Raw genomic sequence first — 20,811 nt, 5'->3', positions numbered from 1 at the left:
GCAGGTGCATCTCTTTGGGCGTCGGCCGCCAATCACTCACCATGGGAGATTCCTCGCGTAGACGTCCGTGGGTGGGCCTGGTGGCGTCCGTCGGTCTGGGCGCCGTGACGGCCGCCGTGGCTCGCCGACGGCAGGTATCGGAACGAATTCGGGAGTATACGTCCCAGGTGCGGAGGAGCGCCGGCCCGGTCACGGCAGAGCTGTACGACCCCGACGACGTGACCGACCTCCCGGCACCGGTTCGACGATACTTCGAGACGGTTTTGCAGACGGGTCACCCCCTGGCTCGGGAAGTCCGACTCAGCCAGGAAGGCGACTTTCGCCTGGGCGACGCCGATGGGTCCTGGCGTCCGTTCACCGCGAGTCAGGTTTACAGCGTCTCGCCGCCCGGATACGTCTGGGACGCCCGGATCGAACTGTTCCCGTTCGCTTCGGCCCGGGTCTTGGACGCGTACGTCGACGGTGAGGGCCTGCTCCGCGCGAATCTGCTCGGCGCGATTCCGGTCGCGAGTGCGGGCCCCGACGCTCGGATGAACGAGGCGGAACTCCAGCGGTACCTCTCGGAGACCCCGTGGTTTCCGACCGCCTTACTCCCGGCGGCCGGCGTCACTTGGAAGGGGATCGACGACAGAACCGCCCGCGCGTCCGTCGATGACGGCGACGTGACCGCAACGGCGACGTTCCATTTCGACGACGACGGACTGATAACGCGGCTGACGGCCGACCGATACCGTCAGGAGGACGATACGGTCGCCCCCTGGGTCGGCCGGTACGGCGCGTACGAGGAGCGCCGGGGAACGTTGATCCCCACCGAGGCGGAGGTCGGGTGGATCACGGACGACGGCGAGGCGCCGTACTGGCGTGGATCGATAACCGACATCGAGTATCGAACAGGCGGATAGCAGTGTTCGAGACGTGTCAGTCGGCCGGTATCGGTGCTCGGCTGATCGTGTCGATGTTTCACGAAACGATCGGCGCCATTGCGGTCAGCGCGGGTCGAGGCCGACGACTTCGGGGCCGGGGATCTCGCCGTCTGCGAGCCGGTCGCTCCCGTAGATGGCCACGAGCAGGACAGCACACGCGACGAGCGGGACGGCACCGGTCACTTCCGCGAGGAGGTTCAGCCACGTGTTCGGAACGCCACCGGGGGCCATGGCCTCCGTGTCGGCGGGGTGGAAGACGCCCATCCCGTTGACGCCGGCGTGGAACACGGCGACGGCGAGGACGCTCCCGGTGCTGTTGTACATCCAGGTCCAGAGGATCGACCCGGCCAGAATCGACACCACCCAGATGAGTTGCTGCGAGAGCGGCCACCCTCCGTGGGTCGTGGTCGCGTTGAGGAACAGCGGGAGGTGCCACCCCGCCCAGGAGACGCCGACGATCACGCTCGACACCAGTGCGCTGTAGCGATCCTGAAGCAGCGGCAGCATGAACCCGCGCCAGCCGAGATCCTCCTGTCCGCCGCCCCAGACAGTGCCCCAGGCCAGCACGAAGAGATAGATCCCCGGGAAGGGGAACGAACTGCGATCGATGGGCCCACCGAAAGCAACGAACAGGGCGACCCCAGAGACTAACAAGAGGAAGGGTAGTCCGAGCGCAATCGCCCACCACCTGCCGCCGATACGCCAGTGGAAGAACTGTCCGATCCACTTGCGGAGGTCGCCGCCGCTGGCCCAGATGACGACGGCGGCCCCGACCGGCGGTCCGAATCCGCCGAACCCGATGAGGATCGACTGGGTCCACGACGCTTCCAACCCCACGGCCGCAACGATCCCCTGAATCACCCACGTGAACGAGTACGTGATCAGCAGAAACGACGCGAGACGGTGGCGGTCGATCCACGACCGGAGTCCGGACCGCCCCGATTCATCACCCATCAGACATCACCTGGCTGAGGTAACGCAGCGATCCGATAGTGGTGGTAGCGGTGGTAGTGGCGGTGTTCGTCGTCATGGGCACAACCGAGTTGCAACGCCCTGCGAGAAAAGTTTTATTGTACTTACATATTGTCAGTCCCGATACTCAAAGATATTTGAGCGCAAACGCGAGACGTCAGTCGCTCGCGTGAGGGGAGTTCTGGTGGCCCCGAACCGAGACGCGCAGGTCGCCGTCGACGGATACCTGAACGGAGTCTCCGTGGTAGACGATCGTGGCCCGGCACTCGAACGGGTCCGTCTCGACGACGTCGAGCTCCCAGTCGTCGACGTACGACGGGAGATCCCAGAGCGGGAGTTCGAGGACGTCGACACCGTGGCGCCAGTAGAACGCAGCGACTTCGGGATGGTGGAGGAGGCGGACTTCGAGTGGCGCGTACAGCCGAAGGCGGCACTGTCGACACGTGGCGACGCAGGTCTGGGTGGACGGTTCGGATCTCGCCTCGATCTCGAGGTCGGTCACGCCGCCGCACTGGGAGCACGTTCCGCGGAGGGCCGTCGCGTACTCGTGATTGACGCGACGATTGCACGACTCCAGTATCTCGATGTTCGTCCGGTCCTGTGATTCCGCCGGTGGAAGATTGTACGTGACGATCCGAGTGGTACAGGCCTGGCAGTCGACGACGAGGAACGGTTCCTGATACTCCGCAACGAGTGTCGTGGCATCACACGACAGACATTGACCGTCGAGCGTCGTCGGTTCGAACGACGGTCGGTCCGAGTACGTCCCCGAGCGGATGGTCCGGACGATCCGATCGCCCGCCTGTGTCAGACCGTACCCGCTCTCTCCGTTGTGAACGAATATCCCGTCGAGTGCGTCCAGATGGTACGCGAGCTGTGACGTGCTATCGATATCTACCTGGTCGTAGATGTCGGAGAACGACGCCGTCTCCGAACCGGTTTCGGCCGCATCCGCTAACACGTGCAGTATCCGGAGCCGGATCTCGTTTCCGAGCGCGGTAAACGCCGCTTCCGGAGTGACACCGTCGTCGCCGTTCATCAGTTGCTGTACTCTCTTCGGCTACCGACCTAAGGGTTCCCGTCTGCGGCGCGACGGGCCACCGAAGCGGCCCATTCCCAGTCGAACGGTCCGTCGACGACCGTCCAGCCCTGCCGATCGTCCGCGTCGGTCACCGGACTCGTGGTCGCCTCGAACGTGTTCGACCGAATCGCCGCTGCGGACCTAAAGCGTATTATCCAGTCAGATCGTAGGTACAGAGAACGTGGCGGTCACTGACTCACCCTCGCTATCGACGTGTACGGTCCGGATCGAGCGACGAGGCGGTCGCGGAGAGGCGGGAGCTCGGGCACTCGAACGCCACCTCGAAGCGATATCCGGCGTCCACGACGTCGATGTCTCCTTTCGGACGGGGAACGTCCGTATCACCTACGATGGGGGGACCACATCCGAAGACGCGATTCGCGACGCTGTCCGCGACCGAGAAGTCTCGATTCAGGACGACTCCGATACGGGAACAGACGACGTGCGTTCGCGCTCGGCACTCAGACGAGAGGCGGTGTTCGTCGGGCTGACGCTGCTCGGGATGGCGACTGGACTGGTGACAGGGTGGCTCGACGGCCCGCAGCCTCTCATGTGGGCCGGCTACGGCGTCGCGTACGCCTTCGGCGGCTGGTACGGACTCAAAGGCGCCGTCGAGACGCTGCGTCACGGCGCAGTCGACATCGACCTGTTGATGATCGTCGCGGCGCTCGGTGCCCTCTCGATCGGGGCACCGTTCGAGGGCGCGATGCTTCTCTTCCTGTTTTCGCTGTCGAATACCCTCCAGCACTACGCGATCGGACGCTCGCGCCGGGCGATCAAGTCTCTCGTCGAGATGCGGCCGGACGAGGCGCAGGTCCTGCGCGACGGTGAGGAGGTCACCGTGCCAATCGACGAAGTCGCCGTCGGTGACGTGTTCGTCGTCCGCCCTGGTGACAAGATCCCGCTGGACGGCGTCGTCACGTCCGGCGAGGGGACGGTCGATCAGGCCTCGCTCACCGGCGAGTCAGTGCCAGTCCCCAGGGAACCCGGCGACGAGGTGTTCGGCGGAACGATCAACGAGAGCGGGAGTCTCGAAATCGAAGTCTCACGGCAGGCCCACGAGTCGGCGATCAGCCGTCTCATCCACATGGTCGAACGCGCGCAAAGCGAGAAGGCGCCGACACAGCGGCTCATCGACCGCTTCGAGCAGCCGTACGTCCTCGGCGTGTTCGCCCTCACGATCGCAGCGATCGCGATTCCGCTCACACTCGGGGGTGAGTTCACCAGTACGTTCTACCGTGCGATGACGCTCATGGTTGCGGCTTCACCGTGCGCGGTCATCATCTCCACGCCCGCTGCGGTTCTGTCGGCGATCGCCTCCGGCGGCAGACAGGGCGTCCTGTTCAAGGGCGGCGAACACGTCGAGGCGGCAGCGAACATCGATGCGGTCGCGTTCGACAAGACAGGGACACTCACTCAGGGCGATACACAGTTGACGGACGTCTCCATCCGCGAGACGGCAGACGGAGTACTGACTGAGGACGGGCTGCTCTCGCTCGCGGCCGCAGTACAGGCCCGCTCGGAGCACCACCTCGCTCGTGCGACGGTGACGGCAGCGGAAGACCGGTCACTCGGCGTCCCCGACGCACAGCGGTTTCAGTCGGCCGCCGGGAAGGGCGTCCGGGCAGACGTCGAAGACAGTACCATCCACATCGGGAATCGAAGTTACTTCGGAACCGTCCTCGAGGAGGCATCGATCGAGGGGCTCGAACCCGGCCTCGACCGTCTCCAGTCGCTAGAATCGGAGGGGAAAACGAGCGTCATCGTCGCCCGAGAGGACGTCGATGGAGTCACCGTGTTGGGGTGGCTCGCGTTCACCGACACGGTCCGTCCCGGCGCTGCCGAGATGATCGAGGACCTCCGCTCGCTCGGAGTGGAACACATCGTCATGCTGACGGGCGACAACGAGCGCGTCGCCGAGCGGATCGCCGACGAGGTTGGCATCGACGAGGTGCAAGCGGAACTGCTGCCGGAGGAGAAAGTAGCGACCATCGAGGACCTGGTCGACCGACACGAGAACGTGGCGATGGTCGGTGACGGTGTCAACGACGCACCGGCGCTCGCGACCGCGACCCTCGGAGTGGCGATGGGCGGCGCCGGAACCGACGTCGCGCTCGACACTGCCGACGTGGTACTGATGGGTGACGACCTCAGCAAGATCCCCTACGTCCTCGGGCTCGGACGCAAGACCCGCCGGACGCTCACCGTCAATCTCGCCATCGCGTTCGGCGCGATCGCGCTCATGGTCGGGACGATTCTGCTCCGGGGGATTCCGCTTCCCCTCGCCGTGGTCGGCCACGAGGGCTCGACGGTGCTCGTCTCGCTGAACGGCCTCCGACTGCTCGGCTTCCGTGGCTAGACGACGCAGGGTCGAGGCTACAGTTGGTCGACAGCGAACAGGGAATCGTCACCGAGGACGACCTGCACGCGGCGGTGCCAGGCGTCGGCGAAGGCCGCCCGCTGTTCGTCGCTCGCCGACCCCTCGAGGATCTGCTGGAGATTCCCGATCCCGGGCCCGCCGTCCGGGACGTCGCCGACGTGGTAGGTCACCTGCACCGTCTCGTCCGTGTCGGTTCGCCGGAAGCGGAACGTCGGGTCCGGCGTGTTCGGGTCGAACGCGTCGAAGCGCAGGAGGTCGCGGCGGCCACCGTATCCGCCGGTCAGTCCGCCGAAGCCGTCGTCCTCGGTCGCACCTGTCACGTACGAGACGATGCGGCCCATCACGCCGTACGCGGCCTCGCCTCGCGGGCCGGCTGCCTGCACCTCGATCTCGCTCCGGACCGGATACTCGTCGGGATACAGGGCGTCGAGGCCCCGCTGGACGATCCGGTAGGCGCCCGAGGCCGTCGGACAGGAGTGTCCCGCCTCCTTCACAGCGTCCGCGTAGGTGACGACGAACGGGTCGCCCGGTTCGAGGACGCCGAGAGCCTCCGCGACGGGATCGCGGATCTCGATCGGGGCGACGTCGTAGTCGACCTGCCAGTCAGTTCCGGTGTGAGTCGCGTCAGTCGCAGTTGAATCAGTTGTCATTGGTTGTGTGAATCAGTATCGGAGTAGTCGCATCCCGTTGAGGATGACGAGGAGGACGCTGGCCTCGTGGACGAGCATTCCGGTGGCGAGCGTGACGTAGCTCGTGAGCACGCCCGCGAGAAGGACGGTCACGGTTAGCACCGCGATCCCGACGTTCTCGAGGACGTTCCATCGCGTCGCCTTGCTCAATGTGACCGCGTACGGGATGCGTTCGAGGTCGTCGGCCATCAGCGCCATGTCCGCCGTCTCGATGGCGGTGTCCGTGCCGGCAGCGCCCATCGCGATGCCGACGTCGGCGGTCGCCAGCGACGGCGCGTCGTTGATGCCGTCGCCGACCATCGCGACGACCTGGCCGTCGGCCTGGTATTCTTCGATGACGGTCTGTTTGTCCTCGGGGAGCAGTTCGGCGCGGTACTCGTCGATGCCGACCTCCCCGGCGACCGCAGCGGCCGTCCGCTCGTTGTCGCCGGTGAGCATCACCGTCTCGATGCCGGCGTCCTGGAGCGCAGCGACGACGCCAGGAGCGGCCTCTCGAAGTTCGTCGCGCATGGCGATCACGCCGATGACGCTGCTGTCCCGCACGACGTGGACGGCCGTCTCACCACGTTCCTCGCGGCTGCGGACGTACTCGGCGACGTGATTCGGGATGTCGATGCCGCGGTCGTCGAGCAGCGCCCGGTTACCAACGATGAGCTCGTGACCGTCTGCGTGAGCGACGACACCTTTCCCGGCGACCACGTCGAAGTTGTCCGGATCGGGGATTGACTGGTGCCCAGCGCCCGTATCGTCCGCTTGGACAACCGTCGTTCCGCCGTCCGTCGCGGCGGTCGGGCCCTCGCGGGCCGCATCGACGATGGCGTCCGCGAGGTGGTGTTCGCTCTTCTTCTCGGCGGTCGCCGCGAGCGAGAGGACCTCGTCATCAGCAACGCCGAACCCCTCGATATCGGCGACGGTGGTTTCGCCCTTCGTGAGGGTCCCGGTCTTGTCGAAGGCGACGAGGTCGATCTCGCCGGCGCGTTCGAGGTGCTCACCGCCCTTCATCAGGACGCCCGACCGGGCGGCGTTCCCGATCGCGGAGACGGTGCTGACCGGCGGCCCGATCACCAGTGCCCCGGGACAGCCGATGACCAGCAGCGTCAGCGACAGGATCGCGTTCTGCGTGACCGCGTATGCGCCGATAGCCAGCACGATGACCCCGGGCGTGTAGTACTTCGCGAACCGGTCGATGAGGCTTTCCGTGGGCGATTGGGCTTCCTGGGCCTCCTCGACGCGGCGGATGATGCGTTCGAGCGTCGTGTCCGAGCCCGCGCCCGTCGTCCGGATCTCCAGTGCGCCTTCCTGGTTGACCGTCCCGGCGTAGACCTCGTCGCCGTCGGCCTTGTGGACGGGCGCGCTCTCGCCGGTGACGGGCGCCTGGTTGACGGCGCTCACGGGTTCCCCGTTCGCTCGAGGGATCTCCGATCCCTCGCCGCTCTCGCCGTCGACGACGGTACCGTCGACCGGGATCTTCCCGCCCGGCTTGACGATGACGACTTCGCCCTCCTCCACGTCGCGGGCGGGCACTTCCTGCTGTCGTCCGTCACGGCGAACGGTCGCCGTGTCGGGCGTCATCTCCAGGAGTTCCTGGAGGGCCGTCCGGGTCTTGCGCATCGTTCGACCTTCGAGGTAGCTGCCGAGGCTGAACAGGAAGACGACCGCGGCGGCTTCCCAGTATTCCCCGATGACGATTGCGCCGATGGCGGCCAAGGTCACGAGCGTCTTGATGCCGAGCGTCCGGTTGGTCACCTCGTAGTAGGCGGCCTTGGCGATGTCGTAGCCGCCGATAATCGCCGCGAGGACGAGAATTACGGCGCTTGCGGTATCGAAGCCGGTGAAGTGGCCGAGGCTCCACCCGCCGCCGTAGAGCAGGCCACTCGTCGCCGTCACGATGGCCTTCCGGTGTTTCCGGTAGTACTGTGTGATCGTTTGTCCGTTCATCGGTCTAGACGGGTTGGGGCGTGTAGCCCTGGCTTTCGATGACCTGTGTGAAGGCGTCGGGGTCCGCGACGCTATCGTCGTACTCGATCTCGACGCGTCCTGTCGCGTAGTGGACCTCGACGTCCCGGACGCCGTCAACGTTCGAGAGGGCGCGCTCGACGGTGCTCGCACAGGTCGGGCAGTCGAAGTCTAGGACACGCAATTGGGTTGTCTCGTTCATCACAGTTCTACGTAGCGCCCGCACTGCCAAATATATTTTTCAAATGATATGTTTGAATGGAGATATGGCGCGTTGGAACGGTCAAATGGGTCGTCTAGGACTTCTCTACGCCCCGACTGCAGGACCAGTTGCTCGGCAGCCACGTTCACCAGCAGTCCCCTCCGCTACCTTTTCCCGCACGTATCCCGCAGTTCTCGTATGAGCAGTTCCGGTGCCGACCATCATCTCGACGACATCGCAATTCGGGATACCCGCGTCTCGGACGCCATCGACGAACCGATGCGGGCGATGATTCTCGACATTCTGGCCGACGAGGCACAGACGGCAGGTGAGGTTCACGACCGACTCACCGACCGTGGCATCGAGCGTACCGAAAACACCGTTCGGCACCACATCAACGAACTACGTGATTCAGGGCTAGTGGATATCGTCCGCTTCGAGGAAGGGCGCGGCGGCACGAGGAAGTATTACCACGCGAATACGATCGTTCTCTCGTACTCGCTACCGGATTCGGCCGATACCGTCGTCGAGGAGATGACCGATGCGATCCAGCCACAGATTACGGAGGCGTTGAACCACCTCATGGGGGAGTACGAGGAGTCGATCGAAGAGATCACGAGGGAGATGCAGCCGTGCGACCACTGTCGGAACCAGAAGTACGAGACATACGTCCTGCTGACAGTCCTGCGGAGGGCGTTCGTCCGCGCTCATCGGGAATCGTAAGCGAAGACTCCGGCTCAACGGTGGCAATAGCCACTACCTCGGGCTACGGAGATGAGATTTCGAATGGGAGGTCGGCGTACTGAAATTGCCGCTACTGGGAGCCGTCAGTCGTCGTCCTACGCCATCACTCGGTTCGGAATCGTCCCTCGAAGAGCGCCATTGTCAATGCGGGGAACGTCATTATCCGAACCTCATTTTCGGGGGAGAGGATGGTTGTGCCCTTGAGTGCTGCTAACATACAACTGTGAGGCACCCGTTGGCTATCCATGGAGGAGTTCGACCTTTTGGTCATCGGGTCCGGGTCCGGTCTGGACGTAGCGAACGTCGGTGTGAATCAGGGACTATCAGTAGCTATCGTCGAGAAGGGGCGGCTCGGAGGGACGTGTCTCAATCGCGGCTGCATCCCGTCGAAACTGCTGCTGTATCACGCGGACGTGCTGGAAACGGTCGAGAGTGCCCACGAATTTAACATCGAGACAGAGGTAACCGACATCGCGTTTCGCGAGATCGTCCGCGAAGTCAACGAGGACGTGAAAGAGGACTCGGAATCGATCCGTCGCGGTCTCCGACAGTCTCCGGATCACACGCTCGTCGAAGGGGAGGCACAGTTTGTCGACGATCGGACCGTCGAGATCGTGGCCGGCGACGACGAAGGGAGAACCATCCAGGGTGACACGGTTTTGATCGCGGCTGGTACCCGTCCCTGGGTAGCAAACATCGAGGGCCTGGAGGACGTCGACTATCTGACGAGCAGGGAGGCACTCCAGTTAGAGGAACCGCCCGACCACCTCGTCATCGTCGGCGGTGGGTACATCGCCGCAGAGCTCGGACATTTCTTCGGTACCTTCGGGAGCGACGTGACTGTCATCGGGCGTCGCCCTTCCCTCCTTCCCCAGGCCGACGAAGAAACTGCAGAGGCCTTCACCGAACGATTCTCAGAGCGATTTACGGTTCACACCGGCCACCAAGCTACTACTGCTGCGCAGGACGGTGAGGACGTGACTGTCGAAGCACGACCGTACGCGTACGGCGACGACGCCGGTGTGACCGGCGGGGAAGAGGCGACCGTGAGTGTGACGGGCGACGCTCTCCTGGTCGCAACCGGTCGCACCCCGAACACCGACATATTACACGTCGAAGAGACTGGAGTCGAGACCGACCAGCAGGGCTTTATCGAGACCGACGAGTATCTGCGGACGACCGCCGACGACGTGTGGGCGCTCGGTGATATCGTCGGCGAGTACCTCTTGAAACACAACGCCAATCACGAGGCACAGGCGGTCACGTGGAACATCTTCGGCGACGAGTTAGACGCGGTCGATTACACGGCGATGCCGTTCGCCGTCTTCACTTCGCCCGAAGTCGCCGGCGTCGGGAAGCGCGAACAGGATCTCCACGCAGCCGACCGCGAGTACGCCACGAACACCTACCGGTACGAAGACACGGCCCGCGGCGATGCGATGAAGGCCGAGGGATTCGTGAAGGTACTCGTCGATCTCGACGGAGAGATACTCGGGTGTCACATCGTCGGCCCCGATGCGTCGACGCTCGTCCAGGAGGTCGTCGTCGCCATGAAGGCTGGGTCCGGGACGGTACACGACATCCGCGAGTCGATCCATATCCATCCGGCTCTGCCCGAGGTCGTCCAGCGGGCGTTCTCCGGGCAGTTCACGCAGCAGGGCCACGGCCACCATCACCACCATCATGACCAGTAGACGGCCGGCGATTTCGGTTCATATCCGCCTGGTCGCGGTCCGGGCCCCGCCATTCCGGAGCCCTCCATCGGAGACTACGGTAACAGTCGACCGATCAGTGGCCGGTTCTCGGCGACGAGTCGATACGCTCGCTCGCGGGCGGCGCCGTAGCCGGGGATCCGTCGTAGCGCCGGCAGTGCCGCCGACGGCGGGAGCCCGGTCCGCTCGTAGGCGCGTTCCATCGCTTCGCCACAGGAGTAGACACTCTTGTCAGTGATCAGGTGTGCACACCGCTCGTACTCGGCCGGGAGTCGCCTGCGTAAATCGTCGTCCAGGTCCGAAAAGCCCACAATCCCGATGTCCGAGCGGCGCTCGACGTAGCGGGCCGCACGCGTGCAGATCCCGCAGTCGTCGTCGTAGACGAGCGTCGGGGACGACATCCTCAGGGAACCTCCGTGTGTGCGTTCGCCCTGCGGACGCAAAACGCTGGTTCCACAGTAGAAACGTATGCAGTGGATCACTCGAAGGCTCTCCTCTCATTCGAGAACCCCGGTGGAGAGATTCGGTAGTGCTGTTGGTACGGCGAAAATGATGGACTGACGGAGAATCTGTGAGGTCACGCGAAAGCCGTCGAAAGCGCCTTTGGATACTTCAGGCGGACGGCCATAGCCACCCTATGGACGACCGACAGGGACCATCACATCCGCTGTTCGCTGCGATATACGACCCGGCGTTGGCAGTCGTCGAGCGAACGCTACTTCGTCCGCATCGGAGCTACTTGGTCGGCGATCTTCACGGTACAGTCCTCGATATCGGTGCCGGGACCGGGGCTATGTTCCCGTACTTTGAAGCCGTCGCCACCGACGGCGTCGCGTTCCACGCGATCGAGCCCGATCCCTATATGCGACGGCAGGCCATCGAGAAGGCGGACGAGTTGGGACTCGAGATCGATCTCCGGTCAGCGGGCGCCGAATCGCTCCCGTACGAGGACGACTCGTTCGACGTCGTGATCGCCTCGATGGTCTTCTGTACGATCCCGGATATCGAGGCGGCGCTGTCGGAGGTGGCCCGCGTGTTGCGGCCCGGCGGCGAGTTCCGCTTCTTCGAACACGTAGTAGACGACGGGTGGCGCGCTCGCGTCCAGTCGCTTCTCGCACCGCTCTGGAAGCGGGTCGCAGGCGGCTGTCACCTGACGAGACAGACCGCGTCGGTGTTCGCCGCCGACCGATCGTTCGACGTCGTCGAGGTCGATCGGATGAACCTCGGCGTGACGCCGATACGACCGTTCGTTCGAGGCCGACTGCGGAAGCGAGCGTGAACGAGAGGTTGTCGGTACCACTCGTCGCTCTGTCGGGTCGTGCCCTCCCCCGGACTTCTATTTCGCCGTCGCCACCAGCAGGAACGTCTCCGGCCGGACGGCCTCGTACTCGATGCGGAACCCGGCGTCCGACAGTGCGTCCGCGGCTTCCGTGGCGGTGAACCGCTCGTCGAGAGGTGGACCGGCGTCCCCGGTCCCTGTCGCACTCCAGTCGACGACGACGAGTCGTCCCTCGGGCGCAAGGACACGACCGGTCTCGGCGAGCGCGTCGTCGCTCGCGAACTCGTGGTAGGTCATCGTCGAGAACGCGGCGTCGATCGAATCCGCGTCGACCGGCAGGTCGCTCACCTCGGTGGTGAGGAGGTCGACGTTCTCGGGGACGCCCTTTTCGCGATAGTAGTCGTGCATCGCCTCCTGCACGTCGACGCCGTACACGGTCCGCGCGTAGGGGGCGACGTCGTCGGTGTAAAATCCCGTGCCGCTTCCGAGATCGACGACGGTCTCCTCGGACGAGAGGTCGAGCGCCCAGAGCAGCTCCTCTGCCGAGAGGAACCGATATCGCCGCTCGGCCCGTTCGAGTTTGTCGGCCCGGGACGCGTCGAAGATGTGTTGCCCCATACGCACAATACTATGGTCGCCGGGAAAGACTCTTCCGTATTTTACCGCACCTACGTCGGAAGTTAGTCGTAAAACCCTTCGGTCGCACGCCTGTACGACTGTGTATTGATGGAGTCAGAGGACAATATTACGAGGCGGCGCGCACTCCTCGCCGGCGGTGGAACCATCGCGTTCGGTGGTGCTGTCGCGTATTTTGCGTCGCGCTCCGAGTCACAGGAACAGGAATACGTCCCCGACGCCTTTCACACGAGCGAGGAGACGACGGGACTCGGGGTGGAACTCGCGGGCCGACCGATCGCCGGCGAGGCCGACGCCCCGGTCGACATCTACTACTGGACTGACTACCTGTGCCCGTTCTGTAAAAAGTTCGAAACGGAGACGCTCCCGGAGGTGGGGCGCGACTACGTCGACGCCGGTGAGGCGCGGTTGATCACCCTCTCGTACCCTAATATCGGCGAGTACTCCACGCCGTCGGCGGTCTGGAGCCGTTGCGTCTGGGAGCAAGTCGCCGATACCGATCCGGCTGCCTTCTGGCGGTGGCACGGAGCGGCGTTCGACGCCCAGTCGGAGTCGGGACACGATTGGGCTGACGACGAGACGTTCACGAGCATCACCGAACAGACGGAGGGCGTCTCTGTCGCCGACGTAGACGCCTGTCGACAGGAACGCGGCGATGCGATCCGGGAATCCATCGACACTGACGTCGCAACGGCACAGTCGGCCCGGATCCAGGGGACACCCGGATTCGTGCTCTACAACCGCGAGAGCGACGCCGCCGGAAAGATCGTCGGTGCACAACCCTACGACAACTTCGCCGACGCACTCGATCGAGTCAGAGAGGCATGACAGAGATGGACTCGCCGGCCCATCGTGCGTGGCTCCGTGACCTCCGCGGTGCGCTCGTCTATCCGCTTACGTCGAACGGGCGGTTGCTTACCACCGGAGTCGCAACGAGTGTGACCTACGTCATCCTGGTACTGAGTGCGTTTCCGCAGTTCTCCGTACAGGTGCTCACGCGGGACCCGACCGACCTCGCCTACGCCGTGACGGCGCTCACGCGGGAGGTGTTCCTCGGGACCGGCTGGCTGGGCATCGGACTCGTCGCCGCCTACGCCCTCTTGACAGGCGTCGCCGTGACGAACGCCGTCGCCCTCGTCCAGCGCGCCCGGCACACCGGCGCATCGACGTTCGTCGGGATCGTTCCGGGCCTGCTCGCCGCCGGCTGTGCGAGCTGTGGCGCAGGCGTCCTCGGGGCGCTGGGCTTCGTCGGTGCGATGGCGGCGCTCCCGTTCGAGGGGAACCTCCTCCGGGTCGGTGGCATCGTCCTCCTCGCCATCTTCCTCGGGCGAGCCGGCGATCCGCGAACCTGTTCGATCGATCTAGAGTGACCATGCGACGGAGCAATCGACGACAGCTGATCGAGACACGGGGCGCACTGCACAGACGAACGAATGTCGCTCGTCGACGGGAGGTGGGCCGGTGACCGAACGCCCACGCCTGCGGCTCGTGAGGAGCGCCGGCGTCGGAACGTTCCTGGTATTCGGAGTTGTGACTGGACTGCTCCCGAACCCCATCTACGTTCGCATGGTGGAGCGTACCCCGGCGGACTACCTGTTTCTGGTCGCCACGGCAGCGTTCGCCGCGGCGTTCGTCTCCCAGCGGTCGCTGACCGACGACCCGATCGGTGACCGCTACGCCGCCGGCGGCATCGTCGGCGGGTTCCTGGCGTTCGGTTGCCCGATCTGCAACGTCGTGCTACTGGCGTTGTTCAGTTCGTCGGCGCTGATGACCTACTTCGACCCGTTGCGGCCGGCGCTCGGCGCGGTGAGCGTCGCTGCCTTCGGCGGATTGCTCTACTATCAGCGACGGCGCTGCGACGCGTGCGGACGCTGACAGCCGGATCAGACGTCGCAGCTTTCGCCGCCGGTTCGAAGTCGGACGAAGCCGACCAGGAGCCCGACGGTCACGGCTGTCACGAGAACCTGGACCAGGTTCCCACCGAGGACAGCGGTAGTACTGCCGCCAGCGACGGCGCCGGCTGCGCTGGTAGACGCCGGGGCCGCGACGAGACAGCAGAGGCTCAGCGCGCCGCCTAGTCCGAGTAGTGCCCGGTACGACTGCATCGATTCGGCACTCCCGTCCGAGTCCGTCATCTATCGAGTGGTATTACCGCCCGGTCTCGCTTGTTCTTTTGGGGTCGCTCGTTCGGGAACGAGGTGCGTTCCGAGAACCTTCGATATACTGCCCTCAGTTCGCAGAGGCCAGCGCTGGTACCTGTGAAGAGTATGCTGAAGAGTAGGAACGCCACGACGACCACTGCCAGGTCTGCGCCGAGGTCCTCCGGGAATGCGCCGAGAGCTGGCGGCACACGATGAGCGACTGACGCCCATCTGAATAAGACTCGAATCGGTGATTGGCTCGATGCTGATCGTTCGCGATTGTACCCAGTGTAGCACAGTCGGGATGCTCCGGAATTCTCCGCTCCGAACTGGCGACAGTGCGACGCGGTTAGAGTTCCGGAACTGCTGTAAACAGGAGGACAAACGCGTTCACGGTCAGCAGCGCCAGCACGACCCACTGGAAGATACGCTCGGGGATGTGGTCGAAGATGTAGACGCCGACCCACGCACCGAGGAACACCATCGGAACGGCTATTGCGGCCTCGATCATCAGCGGCGTCGTCACGGCCCCCGTGTACGTGAGGCTCCCGAGACGATACAGCATGAGCGCGCCGAAGAAGGCGGTGAACGTCGCTTTCATCTCCTCGTCGCTCCAGAATCCGCTGGCCGACATGAACGCGCCGTAAACGATCATCGGCGGGCCGGGGACGGCGACGGCACCGCCGAAAATCCCCGCCAGGAGACCGGCCGTCGCGCCGACGAACTTCCCCGGTCTGTAATCCTTGTCCTCGATCCAGTCGGTGACGACGTCGAGGTCGACGACGCGACGATACCGGTCGATGTCATCGTCGAGTACCTCGAAGAACACTCACCCGTCGACTACGAAGTGATGGGACTAGTCGAGACCGCCGAGGATGGCGGTCGAGTCCAGAACACGCCCGCAGACGGACCGTATCCGTTCGTCCAGCCCGGCGTCGACTATCAGGACGGAGAGGCCTACTGCGAGACGTCCATGATTCCCCGTGGGAACGCTTTCCCCGAAGAAGGGCGTAATCGAACGCGCTAGGCGGCAAGGGCGCACGCGACCGCTCCGACGAACGGCGAACTCGGCACGACACAGGTGAGATACAATGGTCAAGAACACCACTGCGGAACAACTCGCGGACAAGATCGACGCCGACGAACAGTTCACGCTCATCGACACGCGTCCCGAAGACAGCTTCGAGGCCTGGCACGTGCGCAACGCAGAGAACGTTCCGTACGACCCCGATGAAGGGTTGAGCGAGGACCAACTGAGCGAGGTGAACGCGCTTGTCGACGGCCGGCCGGTCGTCGCTATCTGCGGGAAGGGGCTGACGTCGACGCCGTTCGCGTTCGACCTCGACGAGCGCGGGTACGACGACGTCTCGGTCGTCACTGGCGGGATGGAGGCGTGGAGCAAACTCTACGAGGTCGTCCCCATCGAGACGGTCAGCGACGACCTCGTCGTTCGGCAGGTCCAGCGCCGAGCGAAGGGCTGTCTCGGCTATATCGTCGGTTCGAAAGAGGCGGAAGCGGCCGTCGTGGTCGATGCGACCAGACAGACCGACCAGTTCAAAGTTGCCGCCCAGGACGCTGGGCTCTCCATCGCACGCGTGCTCGATACGCACGTCCACGCCGACCACATCTCGGGCAGCCCGGCGCTCGCCGACGAGGTCGGCGTGCCCTACCACCTCGGCGAAACGGCCAGCGAGCGCGGTTTCGAGTACGAGTACGATCCGCTAGCAGATGGAGACGTCGTCGAAGTCGGCGACGTCGAGATCGAGGCGCTCCACACGCCTGGCCACACCTCGGAGATGATGAGTTACCTCGTCGGCGGCGAACTCCTGTTGACGGGCGATACGCTGTTCGTCGACTCCGTCGGGCGTACGGAACTCCAGTTCGGCGAGGACGACGCCTCGCGTGGAGCGGAACTGCTGTACGACTCGCTCCACGAGACGATCCTCGACCTCCCGGACGACACCACGATTCTGCCGGGCCACCTCACCGTCACGAGCGACGGGCGCTACGAAAACGGGTCGCCGGGCGAACCCCTCGAGGCCCGGCTCGGGGATCTCCGCGAGGAACTCGACTTCCTCGACCTCGATCGCGAAGCGTTCGTCGAACGATTGACCGAGGACGTCCCGGAGAAGCCTCCGAACTACGAGACAGTTATCGCGATCAACACCGGCAAAGAGACCGTCGACGACGAGGGCGAGGCGACGGAACTCGAACTGGGGCCGAACAACTGTGCCGCATAGAACACGGCGTCCGCTCTCGCGTCGCAGACTCCTTCAGCTGACGGGGGCGTCCGCTCTCGGAACGATCGCGGGCTGTGCCGGTCAGCTACCGGGTGTCGACGATAGTGGAGGTCGTGAGGTGACGCCCCGCTCGACGGTCACGTCCGAGCCAGATACGTCAGTCGACCTCACCGCGGCGTCCGGGACCATTCGACCAGCCCCCGATACGTCGACGACCAACTGGATGTACGAAGGCCAATTCCCGGGACCGGAGCTACGCGTTCAGGAAGGAAACGTGCTCAGCGTCGAAGTGACCAACGACCTCCAGGCGGAGACGACGATTCACTGGCACGGGATTCCCGTCGCGAATCCAATGGACGGCGTGCCGAACGTGACCCAAGAGCCGATCGCTTCCGGCGACACGTTCACGTACACGTTCCGCGCCGAACCCGCCGGGACGTACTTCTATCACAGCCACGTCGGACTCCAGCTCGACCGGGGATTGCACGGCCCACTGATCGTCGAAGAGCGTGACCCACGCGTCGAGTACGATCGCGAGTACGTCGTCGTGGTCGACGATTACCTCCCCGAAGAGCCGGAACTTCCTTCGGACGGGGGAATGGGCGGTGGTGGCGGAAGGGACGGCGGTGGTGGGAGGGGTGGGGGAGGCGGTATGATGGGAGACGTTCGGCCGCCATACGAAGGGCTCCTGATCAACGGTCGATTGCCCGAGGAGCCCCAGACGTTCGACGTCACAGAGGGCGATCGGATTCGTTTCCGGTTCGTGAACGCCGCCAGCGCGACAGTCTTCGGTGTACGAATCGCAGGCCACGACATGACGGTGACCCACGCCGATGGCCGACCTGTCGAACCCGTCGACGTGGACTCGTTCGTCTTCGGGGCCGGTGAGCGCTACGACGTCGTGATTGAGGCGACGAACCCTGGCACGTGGGCCGTTCAAGCGGATGCGCTCGATGGAAACGAACCACCAGCTAGAGCTGTCGTCGAGTACGAGTCCGCGGGCGAGGGGAGCCCACAGCGTCCGTCGTCGGCCAGTAACCAACTCCAGTACGGAGACTTGCGGGCGATCTCCTCGCTCGACGGGGTAAGAGGAGATCCGGATCGAACGTTCGATCTGACGCTCTCCCGTGGCAGCGGCCAGCCCTACACGTGGACGATAGACGGGCAGGCATACTCAGACGCCGATCCGCTCCAGGTCCGACCCGACGAACACGTCCGAATTCGGATGACCAATCAGAGCCCGGTCGTTCATCCGATGCACCTTCACGGCCACTTCTTTCAAGTCGGCAACGCGATCAAAGACACGGTCATCGTGCCCGGGCATAGGGGGCAGGTGACGATCGACTTCCACGCCGACAATCCCGGCCGGTGGTTGTTCCACTGTCACAACCTGTACCATCTCGATGCTGGGATGGCACGTGTCGTGAAATACGTCGAGTGACCTGGTTGGAGACCCGGTATCGGAGCGTTCATACTATCGTTCGTGTGGTCTTGGCCCTGTCCGGGAGAGGTATGGTTGAGGGCCACATGGGCGAATTCGAGCCGGACGAACGGTTCTATTCCTGAAAAACGTTTAGAGCGCCTTATACGCGTTCTCGGACGGCCTCCCGTTCGTATACACACCTCGGACGACGAATTCGATCGGCGGCGAAAACAGGTCGAACGTACCGGATGACCGGAACCGCTGCTGTTCCAGCCGGTGCACCACACTCTCAACGCTCGCCGTTGCGGCACCCAACCGTTAACCCCGTGGACGGGGTATAATATTCCATGGAATACACAATACAGACTTCAGTCACCGGTGAGTTCGACGACGTCGTCGACACGACGATCGCTGCGCTCAAAGACGAAGGATTCGGCGTCCTCTGTGACATCGATATCCAGGCGACGCTCAAGGAGAAACTCGACGAAGAATTCCGCCAGTACCGCATTCTCGGTGCATGCAATCCACCTCTGGCATACGAAGGACTGACCGAAGAAATCGAACTCGGCGCACTCCTCCCGTGTAACGTCATCGTCTACGAAACCGATAACGGCGAGGTCATGGTGAGTGCAGTCGATCCGCAACAGCTGGTTGGCATCGCGGGCAACGATGCACTTGACTCCATCGCGACCGAGGTCAACGAGAGTTTCGAGCGTGTTCTCTCGGCCGTCACCGACGAACTAGGATCCAACTCGGAGGCCTGATCTCGATGTCTTCATCGAACCAGCTCGACACCACGACTATCGTCCTCCTGATCCTCGGAGCGATCATCTTGCTCCCGTTGCTCACGATGGGAATTGGATTCGGCGGGATGATGGGTCAGTATGGCGGTACTGGTGGATGGTGGCCGTTCATCGGGATGCTCGTCCCGCTCGTCTTCCTCCTCGTCCTCCTCGGCGGTGGCTACCTCGTCTTCCGGCGTATGAGCGAAACGCAGACGTCTCGAAATCCCGCGATGGAGGAGCTCCGCACGGCATACGCTCGTGGGGACCTCACTGACGAAGAGTTCGAATCCCGCCGCGAGAGACTCGAACGGTCGGAGTGAGCCAACGAGTACGCACCGAGGTGCGTATTCCCCGAGCCCGTGTTATCGAATTCGTTCGTTACGGTACTGCCGCTCACCGCTATGTGTGCCCGCCTTCGAATCGAAGAGATGGACTGCTCTCAGCTTGCGATTCCGAACATCAATGTGGCTAAGCCCCAATACCATAGTCTACTATGTAACCGAAGTCATCCTCTTCACCCAAGAGACGTGCGGGGCATGTGCAACACAGCGGGAGAAAAACAACGGCCTCGAAGACGCGTATCCCGACGTCGAGTTCCGGGAGGTCGACATCCAGACAGACCTAGAAACAACCGAGGAATACGGCGTCCGAAAGACGCCGACGACACTCGCCTACGCGAACGGGGAACGGATTGACGAGTGTATCGGGGTCGGCGAGCGAAACGAACTGGGGGCGGCTATCGAACGTGCAGACCAGCAATCGGCCGGACTCGCGCAACGGGTCGCCAGCATCGTTCGAGGATGACGGAGAAAAACACTAGCCGATGAACTACCGTAGACGCCAGTTTCTGGGGGCGCTCGGAGCCGGCACAGTCGCGACTGCGGGACTCGCACGACCAGTCGCTGCACAGGAGACGCCTATCGTCAGGATGGGGAACAACTACTTCGACCCGATTGGGCTCCACGTCGACCCCGGTACGCCCGTTCGCTTCGAGATAGCTGCCGGAGCACACTCGGCGACGGCCTACGAGAACCGGATTCCGTCAGCGGCCAGCGCATTCGATAGTGGCATCATCTCGTCGGGAGGATTCGAGCACACGTTCGAGGAACCGGGCACGTACGACTACTACTGCATCCCGCACAAGTCGGTCAGAATGGTCGGTCGTATCGTCGTCGGTAGTCCCGGTGGCCCGGCCGAAGTGAGCCCGATTCCGAATGGAGACGTACCCGACAGCGAGACGATCGTCGAACAAGGTACGATAGCGTATGGCTCCAGCACTAGAGGTGGCGAGAACCCTGATGGCGGAACAATGACCCCCGGGAGGGGGTTTGGCCCGGGGATAATGAACGGTCGAAACGGCGGTATGATGGACGACCGGAACGGCGGATGGTTCGGTGGGCCACCGTTCGTCGGCGGGGTACTCGGACTGCTCGGACTGGTCGGTGGACTGCTCTACTTGGCACTGGGTCGAGGTGACGAACCTCCCGAGAGCGACGGCGCCGCGATGGAACCCCTCCAGCGTCGATACGCCCGAGGCGAGATCGACGACGAGGAGTTCCAGCGACGCCGTGATCGACTACTGCAGGATCGAGGGGACTGAAGCCTCTCGAATGCTGTGCGTGGAGAGGGACCTACGCTCGTTGATTAC

At 63.9% G+C, this 20,811-nt stretch carries 23 protein-coding genes and 2 pseudogenes; 16 read left to right on the top strand and 9 right to left on the bottom strand.

The window, feature by feature from the left end:
- Positions 1 to 167 precede the first annotated feature (167 nt).
- Positions 168 to 902 carry a DUF6920 family protein gene (locus tag ACMGFH_RS22170; RefSeq protein WP_415383460.1) on the top strand — a complete coding sequence of 245 codons (735 nt, stop codon included), beginning with the start codon at positions 168 to 170 and terminating at the stop codon, positions 900 to 902.
- Between the two features lie 84 nt (positions 903 to 986).
- Here ACMGFH_RS22170 and ACMGFH_RS22165 read toward each other — a convergent pair whose 3' ends face one another.
- Positions 987 to 1,877 (bottom strand): CPBP family intramembrane glutamic endopeptidase, encoded by an 891-nt coding sequence (locus tag ACMGFH_RS22165; RefSeq protein ID WP_415383458.1) that lies wholly within the window; start codon positions 1,875 to 1,877, stop codon positions 987 to 989.
- 175 nt (positions 1,878 to 2,052) lie between these two features.
- Complete coding sequence (locus ACMGFH_RS22160; RefSeq protein WP_415383457.1) at positions 2,053 to 2,934, bottom strand: winged helix-turn-helix domain-containing protein; 882 nt, start codon at positions 2,932 to 2,934, stop codon at positions 2,053 to 2,055.
- 223 nt (positions 2,935 to 3,157) lie between these two features.
- Between ACMGFH_RS22160 and ACMGFH_RS22155 the strand changes: the two genes are divergently transcribed.
- A complete protein-coding gene (locus ACMGFH_RS22155) occupies positions 3,158 to 5,335 on the top strand; it encodes a heavy metal translocating P-type ATPase (RefSeq protein ID WP_415383456.1) in 2,178 nt (725 codons plus the stop codon).
- 17 nt (positions 5,336 to 5,352) lie between these two features.
- On the opposite strand, the gene ACMGFH_RS22150 is transcribed toward ACMGFH_RS22155, so the two are convergent.
- The 3 genes from ACMGFH_RS22150 to ACMGFH_RS22140 are packed head-to-tail and all read right to left on the bottom strand — an operon-like array spanning position 5,353 to position 8,203.
- Positions 5,353 to 6,006: a hypothetical protein gene (locus ACMGFH_RS22150; protein ID WP_415383454.1), complete on the bottom strand. Its 654-nt coding sequence runs from the start codon at positions 6,004 to 6,006 to the stop codon at positions 5,353 to 5,355.
- Positions 6,007 to 6,018: 12 nt separating this feature from the next.
- On the bottom strand, positions 6,019 to 7,983 hold the full coding sequence (locus tag ACMGFH_RS22145; protein ID WP_415383453.1) for a heavy metal translocating P-type ATPase: 1,965 nt from the start codon (positions 7,981 to 7,983) through the stop codon (positions 6,019 to 6,021).
- Between the two features lie 4 nt (positions 7,984 to 7,987).
- Positions 7,988 to 8,203 (bottom strand): heavy-metal-associated domain-containing protein, encoded by a 216-nt coding sequence (locus ACMGFH_RS22140; RefSeq protein WP_415383452.1) that lies wholly within the window; start codon positions 8,201 to 8,203, stop codon positions 7,988 to 7,990.
- A 198-nt stretch (positions 8,204 to 8,401) separates the two neighbouring features.
- Here ACMGFH_RS22140 and ACMGFH_RS22135 point away from each other — a divergent pair, with 198 nt between their 5' ends.
- Positions 8,402 to 8,926 (top strand): ArsR/SmtB family transcription factor, encoded by a 525-nt coding sequence (locus ACMGFH_RS22135; protein WP_415383451.1) that lies wholly within the window; start codon positions 8,402 to 8,404, stop codon positions 8,924 to 8,926.
- A gap of 266 nt (positions 8,927 to 9,192) precedes the next feature.
- Positions 9,193 to 10,641 carry a dihydrolipoyl dehydrogenase gene (locus ACMGFH_RS22130; protein ID WP_415383450.1) on the top strand — a complete coding sequence of 483 codons (1,449 nt, stop codon included), beginning with the start codon at positions 9,193 to 9,195 and terminating at the stop codon, positions 10,639 to 10,641.
- Between the two features lie 74 nt (positions 10,642 to 10,715).
- On the opposite strand, the gene ACMGFH_RS22125 is transcribed toward ACMGFH_RS22130, so the two are convergent.
- Complete coding sequence (locus ACMGFH_RS22125) at positions 10,716 to 11,060, bottom strand: thiol-disulfide oxidoreductase DCC family protein (protein ID WP_415383449.1); 345 nt, start codon at positions 11,058 to 11,060, stop codon at positions 10,716 to 10,718.
- A gap of 236 nt (positions 11,061 to 11,296) precedes the next feature.
- Between ACMGFH_RS22125 and ACMGFH_RS22120 the strand changes: the two genes are divergently transcribed.
- A complete protein-coding gene (locus tag ACMGFH_RS22120; protein ID WP_415383448.1) occupies positions 11,297 to 11,938 on the top strand; it encodes a class I SAM-dependent methyltransferase in 642 nt (213 codons plus the stop codon).
- Positions 11,939 to 11,995: 57 nt separating this feature from the next.
- Here ACMGFH_RS22120 and ACMGFH_RS22115 read toward each other — a convergent pair whose 3' ends face one another.
- Complete coding sequence (locus tag ACMGFH_RS22115) at positions 11,996 to 12,556, bottom strand: class I SAM-dependent methyltransferase (RefSeq protein ID WP_415383447.1); 561 nt, start codon at positions 12,554 to 12,556, stop codon at positions 11,996 to 11,998.
- A 108-nt stretch (positions 12,557 to 12,664) separates the two neighbouring features.
- On the opposite strand from ACMGFH_RS22115, the gene ACMGFH_RS22110 reads away from it, so the two are divergent.
- The 3 genes from ACMGFH_RS22110 (at position 12,665) to ACMGFH_RS22100 (ending at position 14,449) form a co-directional block, all read left to right on the top strand.
- Complete coding sequence (locus ACMGFH_RS22110; protein ID WP_415383446.1) at positions 12,665 to 13,402, top strand: DsbA family protein; 738 nt, start codon at positions 12,665 to 12,667, stop codon at positions 13,400 to 13,402.
- 110 nt (positions 13,403 to 13,512) lie between these two features.
- Positions 13,513 to 13,944, top strand: a complete 432-nt coding sequence (locus ACMGFH_RS22105; RefSeq protein ID WP_415383445.1) for a hypothetical protein — start codon at positions 13,513 to 13,515, stop codon at positions 13,942 to 13,944.
- Positions 13,945 to 14,035: 91 nt separating this feature from the next.
- A complete protein-coding gene (locus ACMGFH_RS22100) occupies positions 14,036 to 14,449 on the top strand; it encodes a hypothetical protein (RefSeq protein WP_415383444.1) in 414 nt (137 codons plus the stop codon).
- Between the two features lie 8 nt (positions 14,450 to 14,457).
- Here ACMGFH_RS22100 and ACMGFH_RS22095 read toward each other — a convergent pair whose 3' ends face one another.
- Positions 14,458 to 14,709 carry a hypothetical protein gene (locus ACMGFH_RS22095; RefSeq protein WP_415383443.1) on the bottom strand — a complete coding sequence of 84 codons (252 nt, stop codon included), beginning with the start codon at positions 14,707 to 14,709 and terminating at the stop codon, positions 14,458 to 14,460.
- A 176-nt stretch (positions 14,710 to 14,885) separates the two neighbouring features.
- Between ACMGFH_RS22095 and ACMGFH_RS22090 the strand changes: the two are divergent.
- Positions 14,886 to 14,939: pseudogene (locus tag ACMGFH_RS22090) on the top strand (hypothetical protein); the annotation flags it as partial.
- A 125-nt stretch (positions 14,940 to 15,064) separates the two neighbouring features.
- Here ACMGFH_RS22090 and ACMGFH_RS22085 read toward each other — a convergent pair.
- The gene (locus tag ACMGFH_RS22085; protein WP_415383442.1) at positions 15,065 to 15,544 is read right to left on the bottom strand and encodes a TSUP family transporter; all 480 of its coding nucleotides are present in this window, start codon (positions 15,542 to 15,544) and stop codon (positions 15,065 to 15,067) included.
- On the opposite strand from ACMGFH_RS22085, the pseudogene ACMGFH_RS22080 reads away from it, so the two are divergent.
- From ACMGFH_RS22080 to ACMGFH_RS22050, 7 genes and pseudogenes are all read left to right on the top strand, one after another.
- Positions 15,482 to 15,742, top strand: a pseudogene (locus ACMGFH_RS22080) (bifunctional metallophosphatase/5'-nucleotidase); the annotation flags it as partial. The gene ACMGFH_RS22085 and the pseudogene ACMGFH_RS22080 sit on opposite strands and share 63 nt — an antisense overlap.
- Positions 15,743 to 15,806: 64 nt before the next feature.
- Positions 15,807 to 16,955: an MBL fold metallo-hydrolase gene (locus ACMGFH_RS22075; protein WP_415383441.1), complete on the top strand. Its 1,149-nt coding sequence runs from the start codon at positions 15,807 to 15,809 to the stop codon at positions 16,953 to 16,955.
- A gap of 118 nt (positions 16,956 to 17,073) precedes the next feature.
- On the top strand, positions 17,074 to 18,396 hold the full coding sequence (locus ACMGFH_RS22070) for a multicopper oxidase family protein (protein WP_415383440.1): 1,323 nt from the start codon (positions 17,074 to 17,076) through the stop codon (positions 18,394 to 18,396).
- Positions 18,397 to 18,725: 329 nt separating this feature from the next.
- Positions 18,726 to 19,142 carry a DUF302 domain-containing protein gene (locus tag ACMGFH_RS22065; protein WP_415383438.1) on the top strand — a complete coding sequence of 139 codons (417 nt, stop codon included), beginning with the start codon at positions 18,726 to 18,728 and terminating at the stop codon, positions 19,140 to 19,142.
- Positions 19,143 to 19,147: 5 nt separating this feature from the next.
- Positions 19,148 to 19,483, top strand: a complete 336-nt coding sequence (locus ACMGFH_RS22060; protein ID WP_415383437.1) for an SHOCT domain-containing protein — start codon at positions 19,148 to 19,150, stop codon at positions 19,481 to 19,483.
- A gap of 85 nt (positions 19,484 to 19,568) precedes the next feature.
- Positions 19,569 to 19,967 carry a thioredoxin family protein gene (locus ACMGFH_RS22055; RefSeq protein WP_415383436.1) on the top strand — a complete coding sequence of 133 codons (399 nt, stop codon included), beginning with the start codon at positions 19,569 to 19,571 and terminating at the stop codon, positions 19,965 to 19,967.
- A 19-nt stretch (positions 19,968 to 19,986) separates the two neighbouring features.
- Positions 19,987 to 20,763, top strand: a complete 777-nt coding sequence (locus tag ACMGFH_RS22050; RefSeq protein ID WP_415383435.1) for an SHOCT domain-containing protein — start codon at positions 19,987 to 19,989, stop codon at positions 20,761 to 20,763.
- The last annotated feature ends 48 nt before the right edge of the window (positions 20,764 to 20,811 follow it).

This window comes from Halosimplex rarum (assembly GCF_047715405.1).
GTDB lineage: Archaea > Halobacteriota > Halobacteria > Halobacteriales > Haloarculaceae > Halosimplex > Halosimplex rarum.
This window is presented reverse-complemented; position numbering and strand designations above follow the sequence as displayed.

Coding starts and splice junctions, on each gene's coding strand:
- ACMGFH_RS22165 (WP_415383458.1), bottom strand. CDS start 1,877: ATGGGTGATGAATCGGGGCGGTCCGGACTCCGGTCGTGGATCGACCGC.
- ACMGFH_RS22160 (WP_415383457.1), bottom strand. CDS start 2,934: ATGAACGGCGACGACGGTGTCACTCCGGAAGCGGCGTTTACCGCGCTC.
- ACMGFH_RS22150 (WP_415383454.1), bottom strand. CDS start 6,006: ATGACAACTGATTCAACTGCGACTGACGCGACTCACACCGGAACTGAC.
- ACMGFH_RS22145 (WP_415383453.1), bottom strand. CDS start 7,983: ATGAACGGACAAACGATCACACAGTACTACCGGAAACACCGGAAGGCC.
- ACMGFH_RS22140 (WP_415383452.1), bottom strand. CDS start 8,203: ATGAACGAGACAACCCAATTGCGTGTCCTAGACTTCGACTGCCCGACC.
- ACMGFH_RS22135 (WP_415383451.1), top strand. CDS start 8,402: ATGAGCAGTTCCGGTGCCGACCATCATCTCGACGACATCGCAATTCGG.
- ACMGFH_RS22130 (WP_415383450.1), top strand. CDS start 9,193: ATGGAGGAGTTCGACCTTTTGGTCATCGGGTCCGGGTCCGGTCTGGAC.
- ACMGFH_RS22125 (WP_415383449.1), bottom strand. CDS start 11,060: ATGTCGTCCCCGACGCTCGTCTACGACGACGACTGCGGGATCTGCACG.
- ACMGFH_RS22120 (WP_415383448.1), top strand. CDS start 11,297: ATGGACGACCGACAGGGACCATCACATCCGCTGTTCGCTGCGATATAC.
- ACMGFH_RS22115 (WP_415383447.1), bottom strand. CDS start 12,556: ATGGGGCAACACATCTTCGACGCGTCCCGGGCCGACAAACTCGAACGG.
- ACMGFH_RS22110 (WP_415383446.1), top strand. CDS start 12,665: ATGGAGTCAGAGGACAATATTACGAGGCGGCGCGCACTCCTCGCCGGC.
- ACMGFH_RS22095 (WP_415383443.1), bottom strand. CDS start 14,709: ATGACGGACTCGGACGGGAGTGCCGAATCGATGCAGTCGTACCGGGCA.
- ACMGFH_RS22075 (WP_415383441.1), top strand. CDS start 15,807: ATGGTCAAGAACACCACTGCGGAACAACTCGCGGACAAGATCGACGCC.
- ACMGFH_RS22065 (WP_415383438.1), top strand. CDS start 18,726: ATGGAATACACAATACAGACTTCAGTCACCGGTGAGTTCGACGACGTC.
- ACMGFH_RS22060 (WP_415383437.1), top strand. CDS start 19,148: ATGTCTTCATCGAACCAGCTCGACACCACGACTATCGTCCTCCTGATC.
- ACMGFH_RS22050 (WP_415383435.1), top strand. CDS start 19,987: ATGAACTACCGTAGACGCCAGTTTCTGGGGGCGCTCGGAGCCGGCACA.